Origin of the sequence: Variovorax sp. CAN15 (assembly GCF_030462475.1) — a bacterium.
Lineage (GTDB): Bacteria > Pseudomonadota > Gammaproteobacteria > Burkholderiales > Burkholderiaceae_C > Variovorax.
The window spans coordinates 1-6,658 of record NZ_JASMRZ010000139.1; the positions used below are offsets into that span (position 1 = coordinate 1).

Genomic DNA, 6,658 nt, shown 5'->3' on the forward strand with positions numbered 1-6,658 from the left:
TTCTGCGCTGCCGCCGGCCATCACGGTGAGCTGGCCGAGCAGCGCCTTGTTCTGCGCTGCCGCCGGCCATCACGGTGAGCTGGCCGAGCAGCGCCTTGGGCGCGCCGCCCGAGAGCGGCGCATCGACGAAGCCCATGCCCGTGCGCTCGCGCAGCGACTGCGCGATCCGGCGCGTGGAGGGCGGGTCGATGGACGACATGTCGATCAGCAGCCGCTTCGCGTCCAATGGCATGGCGGCGGCGATGCCGTCCTCGCCGAAGATGGCGCGTTCCACCACCGCGGCCGAGTTGAGGCTGGTGATGACGAAATCGCTGGCTGCCGCCGCCTCGCGTGCGGTGGCGGCGGCCATCGCGCCATGCTCCGCCAGCGCCGCGACCTTGGCTGCGTCGAGGTCGAACACGCTCACGCGATGGCCGCATTCGAGCAACCGGCGCGAAATGGCCGAGCCCATGATGCCGACGCCGATCACGGCCACGCGCGCTGTCGTTGTCGTCGTCATGAGGAGACTTTCATGTACGCGCGCTTCCGGCATGGATGGCCGCCGTGGAACTGCGGCACGGTGCTACAGGCTCGCGGTGATGCCGCCGTCCACATACAGGATGTGGCCGTTGACGAAGCTCGATGCGTCGGAGGCCAGGAAGATGGCCGCGCCGCCGAGCTCTTCCACGTCGCCCCAGCGGCCGGCGGGCGTGCGGCCGGAAAGCCATGCGGTGAAGGCCTCGTCGGCCACCAGCGCCTGCGTGAGTTCGGTCTTGAAGTAGCCCGGGCCGAGGCCATTGACCTGGATGCCGTGCTTGCCGAGGTCGATCGCCATGCCCTTGGTGAGCATCTTCACCGCGCCCTTGGTGGCGGCGTAGGGCGCGATGCCTGGGCGGCCCAGTTCGCTCTGCACCGAGCACACGTTGATGATCTTGCCGCGCTTGCGTTCGATCATGCGCTGCGCGACCGAGCGGCCCACCAGGAACACGCTGTCGATGTTGGTGGTGGTGATCTTGTGCCACGCATCCACCGGAAATTCGGCGAAGGGCCCGCGATGCTGCATGCCGGCGTTGTTGACGAGGATGTCGATCGGCCCGACCTCGGCCTCGATGGCGGCCACGCCGGCTTCCACGGCTTCGGCGTCGGTCACGTCGAAGGCGCTGGCCTCGGCCGCGATGCCCCTGGCGCGCAGGGCATCGCGGGCGGCGGCGAGCAGGGCGGGGTCGCGCGCATTGAGCACGACACGCGCCCCCGCGTTGCCAAGCGCGCCAGCCAGCGCGAAGCCGATGCCCTTGCTGGAGCCGGTGACGAGGGCGGTGCGCCCGGAGAGGTCGAACAGTTTCAAGGGAGTTTCCTGGTGCGTGACAGGCAAATAAGTTACCGGTATCTTTTGATGCAGTCAATGGGTAAACCCTGAGTTCGCTCCGCGCACTCTGAAGATTAAAGTTACCGGTATCATTGCGCGCCAGCCAAAGGACCCCAGCTTGACCACCACCGCCACCTCTCCGCATGTGCTGATGCCGGGCACCTACCCCGAATGGGACATGGCGCCGATGCGGGAGGCCTACACGCTGCACCACCTCTGGGAGGCGCCCGACCGGCAGGCCTTCATCGCCGAACATGCATCGCAGATTCGCGCGATCGCCACGCGCGGCGAACTGGGCGCGAGCACTGAGCTCATCGCGGCGCTGCCCAAGCTGGAGCTGGTCGCCTGCTACGGCGTGGGCACCGACGGCATCGATCTCGCCGCCTGCCGTGCGCGCGGCATTCGCGTGACCAACACGCCCGACGTGCTCAACGGCGACGTTGCCGACCTTGCAGTGGGCCTCATGCTGGCAGTGCAGCGCCGCATTCCCGCGGGCGACCAGTTCGTGCGCAGCGGCGCCTGGGCTCACGGCGGCATGCCGCTGGCCACGCGCGTCTTCGGCCAGCGCATCGGCATCGCGGGCTTCGGCCGCATCGGCGGCACCATCGCGCGGCGGCTCTCGGGCTTCGACGTGGAGGTGGGCTACTTCAGCCGCACGCCGAAGGCGGAGAGCCCGCATCGCCACTTCGCCAGCCTGAGCGCCATGGCCGAGTGGTGCGACGTGCTCATCGTCATCCTCCCCGGCGGCGAGGCCACGCGCGGCATCGTCGATGCCGGGGTGCTGCAGGCGCTGGGCCCCAGGGGCTGGCTGGTGAACGTGTCGCGCGGCACCACCGTCGACGAAGGCGCGCTGCTGCAGGCGCTGGAGACGCGCGCCATCGCCGGCGCGGCGCTCGACGTGTTCCTCAACGAGCCGCGCATCGACCCGCGCTTCGCCGCGCTCGACAACGTGGTGCTCACCCCGCACCATGGCAGCGGCACCGAAGCGACGCGCCGCGCCATGGGCGAGCTGGTGCGCCGCAACCTCGGGGCCCACTTCGCGGGCCGCCCCCTGATCACCCCCGTTGCCTGATCGAGAAGGAAGAAGAACCATGCGTCTTCGTTGCATGTGCCTCGTGATCCACGCCCCCGACGACCTGCGCCTGGACGAACAGGATGCCGGCGAGATCGGCCCCGGCCAGGTGCTGGTGAAAGTCGGGATGGGCGGCATCTGCGGCTCCGACCTGCACTACTTCCACAACGGCGGCTTCGGCACCGTGCGCATCAAGGAGCCGATGGTGCTGGGTCACGAAGTGGCCGGCACCGTGGTGGCGGTGGCGCCCGGCGTCGAGAGCGTGCGCATCGGCGACAAGGTCGCCGTCAACCCGAGCCGCCCCTGCGGCGCCTGCAAGTTCTGCCTCGAAGGCCTGCCCAACCAGTGCCTGGACATGCGCTTCTACGGCAGCGCGATGCGCACGCCGCACGTGCAGGGCGCCTTCCGCAACATGCTGCTGTGCGACGCCACGCAGTGCGTGAAGGTGGCCGACCATGTTCCGCTGCGGCTGGCCGCGCTGGCCGAGCCGTTCTCGGTGGGGCTGCACGGCGTGTCGCGCGCCGGCCCCCTGCTGGGCAAGCGCGTGCTGGTGTCGGGCTGCGGGCCCATCGGCGTGCTGGCCATCGCGGCGGCGCGCGCGCACGGCGCGGCCGAGATCACCGCCACCGACGTGGTCGACGAGCCGCTGGCCATCGCGCGCGCCATGGGTGCCGACAATGCCATCAACGTCGCGCAGGACAAGGACTGGGTCTCGCGCTACTCGGCCGACAAGGGCACCTTCGACGTGATGCTCGAATGCTCCGGCAACGAGCGCGCGCTGCGCGACGGCCTGGAGGTGATGCGCCCGCGCGGCGTGGTCGTGCAGCTGGGCCTGGGCGGCGACGTGAGCATTCCGCAGAACATGGTGGTGGCGAAGGAGCTCAGCATCTGCGGCTCGTTCCGCTTCCATGCCGAGTTCGCGCTGGCGGTGAAGCTCATCAACGAAGGGCGAGTCGATCTTTCGCCGGTGGTGTCGCACACCTTCCCGATGCTGCAGGCGCGCCAGGCCTTCGAGCTGGCGAGTGACAGGCGCAAGGCGATGAAGGTGCTGATCGACTTCGCGGGAGATGCGGCGCAGGCGGAGGCCGTCGCCGCCTGAAAGCCTGAGCACAGGGCTCAGCCCCGGTGCAGCGGGGTGCCCGGCGCGTCGAGTTCGGCCTTCAGCACATTGCCATGCGTCGAATCGGTGACGAACAGCGTGGACCGGTCCGGCCCGCCGAAGGCGATGTTGGTCGTCGAGGCTCCCACCGGGCCGCGCAGCACCATGACCGGCTCCGCGCGCGCATTGAGCACCCAAACGAGGCCCAGGCCCGGGTTGGCGATCAGCAGCCGCCCCTGCGCGTCGACGGCGAGCCCGTCGGGGCCGCTCGGGCCGTAGGAGGTGAAGAACTGGCCGACCTTGGCGACGCTGCCGTCCGCGAGCAGCGGCACGCGCCAGACGCAGTTGCCGCGCGTCACTGCGAGGTAGAGCACCTTGCCGTCGGGCGAGAGCGCCACGCCGTTCGGGCTGGGCACGTTCGACAGCAGCAGGTCGAGCTGTCCGTCGGGCCGCAGGCGATACAGGCGCCCAGACGGGTCGTGCAGCCCGCTCTGGCCCTGGTCGGTGAAGTAGACGTTGCCCCGCGCGTCCAGCACCAGGTCGTTCACGCCCTTGAAGCTCTCGGTGTTGCGTCGCCGCAGGTGCGGCGCGACGTTGCCGGTGCGCACGTCCACGCGCATCAGGCYGTTCTTGTAGTCGGTGACGAGCAGCGTGTTCGCGTCGATGAACTTCATGCCGTTCGGCTCGCCGTCGTATTCGGCAACCAGCGTCCACTCGCCCGAGGCGTCGATGCGGAAGATGCGGCCGAAGGGAATGTCCGAGACGTAGAGGTTGCCGGCGTCGTCGAACACCGGCCCTTCGAGGAAGGAGTCGGTCGGCTGGCCGCCGCGGTTGGCGTCGGCCCAGATGCTCGGCTCGCGGCGCCGGAAGTGCTCGGGCATGCTGGTGAAGGTCTGGAGCTCCAGCACCTGGGGCGCTTGCAGGAAGTACATGTCGGTCTCCTAGTCGGCGCCGATCAGGCGGCCGCGAATCCATAGAGTTTCGCCGGGTTGTCGACGAGGATGCGCCTGCGCACGGCCTCGTCGCCGCACCAGGCTGCGAGCACGTTGGCGAGCGCAGTGTCGTCCACCGTGCCCGGCGCCTCGGTCGTGTGAGGCCAGTCGCTGCCCCACACCAGCCGCTCGGGCGCGGCCTCGACCAGTGCCCTGCCCAGCGTGAAGGCGTCGCGGTAAGCAGGTGCGCCGTCGCGCGAGCGCATGTAGACGCCCGAGAGCTTCATCCACGTGTTGCCGTCGTCGAGCAGCCTTCGCGCCACGGTGAACGCCGCTGCATTGGCACCCTCGGCCGGGTCGATGCGCGCCATGTGGTCGATGACCAGCGGCACCGGCAGGGCGGCCAGCACCGGCTCGAGCTCCACCAGCTGCTCCGGATGCACGAAGACCTGGATGTGCCAGCCCAGCCGCGCCACCTTGCGCGCCAGCGTCGTCAGCATCCGCGGCGTGGTGGTGCCCCAGGACTGCGGCGTCACGAAGTTCACGCGCAGGCCGCAGACGCGCTGCGCCGCGAGGCGGTCGAGCTCGTCATCGGCCACGTCTTCGGCGACCACCGCGACGCCGCGCGCCTGCTCGCCCAGCTGCGCGAGCGCATCGAGGGTGCAGGCGTTGTCGGTGCCGTAGGTCGACGGGTTGACGACCACCGTGCGCGAGGTGCCCAGCCTTTTCTGCAGCAGCCGATAGGCCGCCACCTCGGCGCGCGGCGGCTGGCGCTTCCAGTGCGGCGACGCGGCAAAGCGCGGATCGAAGATGTGCATGTGGCTGTCGCACGCGCCCACGGGCAGCGCGGGCGCGGGGCGGTCCATGCCCACCGAGTGGGGAGCCGGCTGCGCGATGGAGGTGGCGTTCATTCGTGCGCTGTGGTCAGTCGAGCTTGATGTTGCCCTTGCGGATCACCTCCGACCATTTCGCATCTTCCTTCTTCAGGAAGTCGGCGAACTCGGCGGGCGTCGAGCCGACCGGGTGCACGCCGACGTCGACGAAGCGCTTCTTCACTTCGTCTTCCTTCAGCGCCTCGACCACCGCCTTGTGCAGCTTCTCGGCGATGGGCGCCGGCGTGCCGGCCGGCAGGAAGATGCCATTCCATTCGTAGGCCTCGTAGCCGGGCGCCACGGTCTCGGAGAGGGTGGGCACGTCGGGCAGCCGAGGCGAACGCTGCGGCGAAGACACCGCCAGCGCGCGCAGGCGGCCGGAGGACACCAGCGGATACGAGGCGGCGATGGTGCTGAACATGAAGTCCACTTGCCCGCCCATCACGTCGGAAATGGCGGGGCCGCCGCTCTTGTAGCCCACGTGCACCATGTCCAGCCCGAGCCGCTGGCGCAGCAGTTCCGCCGCGAGCCGCTGCACGGTGCCGCTGCCGCCCGATGCGAAGTTGAGCTTTCCGGGTTCGGCCTTGGCCTTGTCCGCGAGGTCCTTGATGCTCTTCAAGGGCGATTCGGCGCGCACGATCACGATGTTGGGCGCCAGCGCGACCAGCGACAGAGGCTGCAGCGCATTCGCTGCATAGGGCATGCGCGCGAACAGGTGCGGGTTGATCGAGTAGGGCGTGGCGTCGTAGAGCACGGTGTAGCCGTCGGGCGAAGCCTTGGCGGCGAAGCTCGCGCCGATGGTGCCGCTGGCGCCGGGCCGGTTGTCGACGATCACGGTGGTGCCCAGCTTCGCGCCCACGCGCACGGCCAGCACGCGAGCCAGCGCGTCGGCCGAGCCGCCGGGTGCGTAGGGCACGACCAGCGTGATGGGGCGCTCGGGGTAGGCCGCCTGCGCGGAGGCCGCGGCGGTGGCGGCAAGGATGCATGCGGCGAGCATGCGTCGGATGGCTTTCATTCTGTGGTCCTCGTGTATGCGTTCATTCGGTCTTGAGGTCGAGCGATCGGGCCAGATCGCCGTAGAGCCGGACCTCGCCCGCGAGCTGCGCGCCGAATGCGTCGCCGCAGGTGTTGCGGGCCTCCATGCCCAGCGAGCGCAGCTTTTCCTGCGTGGCCGGCGCCTGCGCGAATTCGGTGGCCACGCGGCGCAGCGTGGCCATCACTTCGGGGGGTGTCTTCGCCGGTGCGAGCAGGCCGTACCAGGCGTCGGCCGTGTAGCCCTTGACGCCGGCCTCCTCGAAGGTCGGCACGCCGGGCAGCAGCGCCGAGCGCCTTGGCGCG

General features: G+C 69.8%; 8 protein-coding genes. 2 read left to right on the forward strand and 6 right to left on the reverse strand.

Translation table 11 applies throughout. The features are described 5' to 3' along the window. Both QMO14_RS32315 and QMO14_RS32320 read right to left on the reverse strand, forming a co-directional pair. Window positions 1-499 (reverse strand): NAD(P)-dependent oxidoreductase (locus tag QMO14_RS32315; RefSeq protein ID WP_301512166.1); only part of this gene is annotated, 499 nt, incomplete at its 3' end. A gap of 63 nt (window positions 500-562) precedes the next feature. Continuing rightward, window positions 563-1,324, reverse strand: a complete 762-nt coding sequence (locus QMO14_RS32320) for an SDR family oxidoreductase (RefSeq protein WP_301512168.1) — start codon at window positions 1,322-1,324, stop codon at window positions 563-565. A 139-nt stretch (window positions 1,325-1,463) separates the two neighbouring features. Between QMO14_RS32320 and QMO14_RS32325 the strand changes: the two genes are divergently transcribed. Both QMO14_RS32325 and QMO14_RS32330 read left to right on the forward strand, forming a co-directional pair. After that, window positions 1,464-2,417 carry a 2-hydroxyacid dehydrogenase gene (locus tag QMO14_RS32325; protein ID WP_301512170.1) on the forward strand — a complete coding sequence of 318 codons (954 nt, stop codon included), beginning with the start codon at window positions 1,464-1,466 and terminating at the stop codon, window positions 2,415-2,417. Between the two features lie 19 nt (window positions 2,418-2,436). Then, window positions 2,437-3,516, forward strand: coding sequence for an L-idonate 5-dehydrogenase (locus QMO14_RS32330; protein WP_301512171.1), 1,080 nt, complete (start codon window positions 2,437-2,439; stop codon window positions 3,514-3,516). Between the two features lie 17 nt (window positions 3,517-3,533). Here the strand turns inward: QMO14_RS32330 and QMO14_RS32335 are convergent, their stop codons facing one another. The 4 genes from QMO14_RS32335 to QMO14_RS32350 all read right to left on the reverse strand — a co-directional run. Then, window positions 3,534-4,448: an SMP-30/gluconolactonase/LRE family protein gene (locus tag QMO14_RS32335; RefSeq protein WP_301512173.1), complete on the reverse strand. Its 915-nt coding sequence runs from the start codon at window positions 4,446-4,448 to the stop codon at window positions 3,534-3,536. A gap of 23 nt (window positions 4,449-4,471) precedes the next feature. Further along, complete coding sequence (locus QMO14_RS32340) at window positions 4,472-5,359, reverse strand: amidohydrolase (protein WP_301512175.1); 888 nt, start codon at window positions 5,357-5,359, stop codon at window positions 4,472-4,474. A gap of 13 nt (window positions 5,360-5,372) precedes the next feature. Then, window positions 5,373-6,335: a tripartite tricarboxylate transporter substrate binding protein gene (locus tag QMO14_RS32345; RefSeq protein ID WP_301512177.1), complete on the reverse strand. Its 963-nt coding sequence runs from the start codon at window positions 6,333-6,335 to the stop codon at window positions 5,373-5,375. Between the two features lie 22 nt (window positions 6,336-6,357). After that, window positions 6,358-6,658, reverse strand: a 301-nt coding sequence (locus tag QMO14_RS32350) for a tripartite tricarboxylate transporter substrate-binding protein (protein ID WP_301512179.1), incomplete at its 5' end; no start/stop codon positions are given.

Excerpts from the sequence above, each read along its gene's own strand:
- QMO14_RS32330 (WP_301512171.1), top strand. The coding sequence starts at position 2,437 with ATGCGTCTTCGTTGCATGTGCCTCGTGATCCACGCCCCCGACGACCTG.
- QMO14_RS32340 (WP_301512175.1), bottom strand. The coding sequence starts at position 5,359 with ATGAACGCCACCTCCATCGCGCAGCCGGCTCCCCACTCGGTGGGCATG.
- QMO14_RS32345 (WP_301512177.1), bottom strand. The coding sequence starts at position 6,335 with ATGAAAGCCATCCGACGCATGCTCGCCGCATGCATCCTTGCCGCCACC.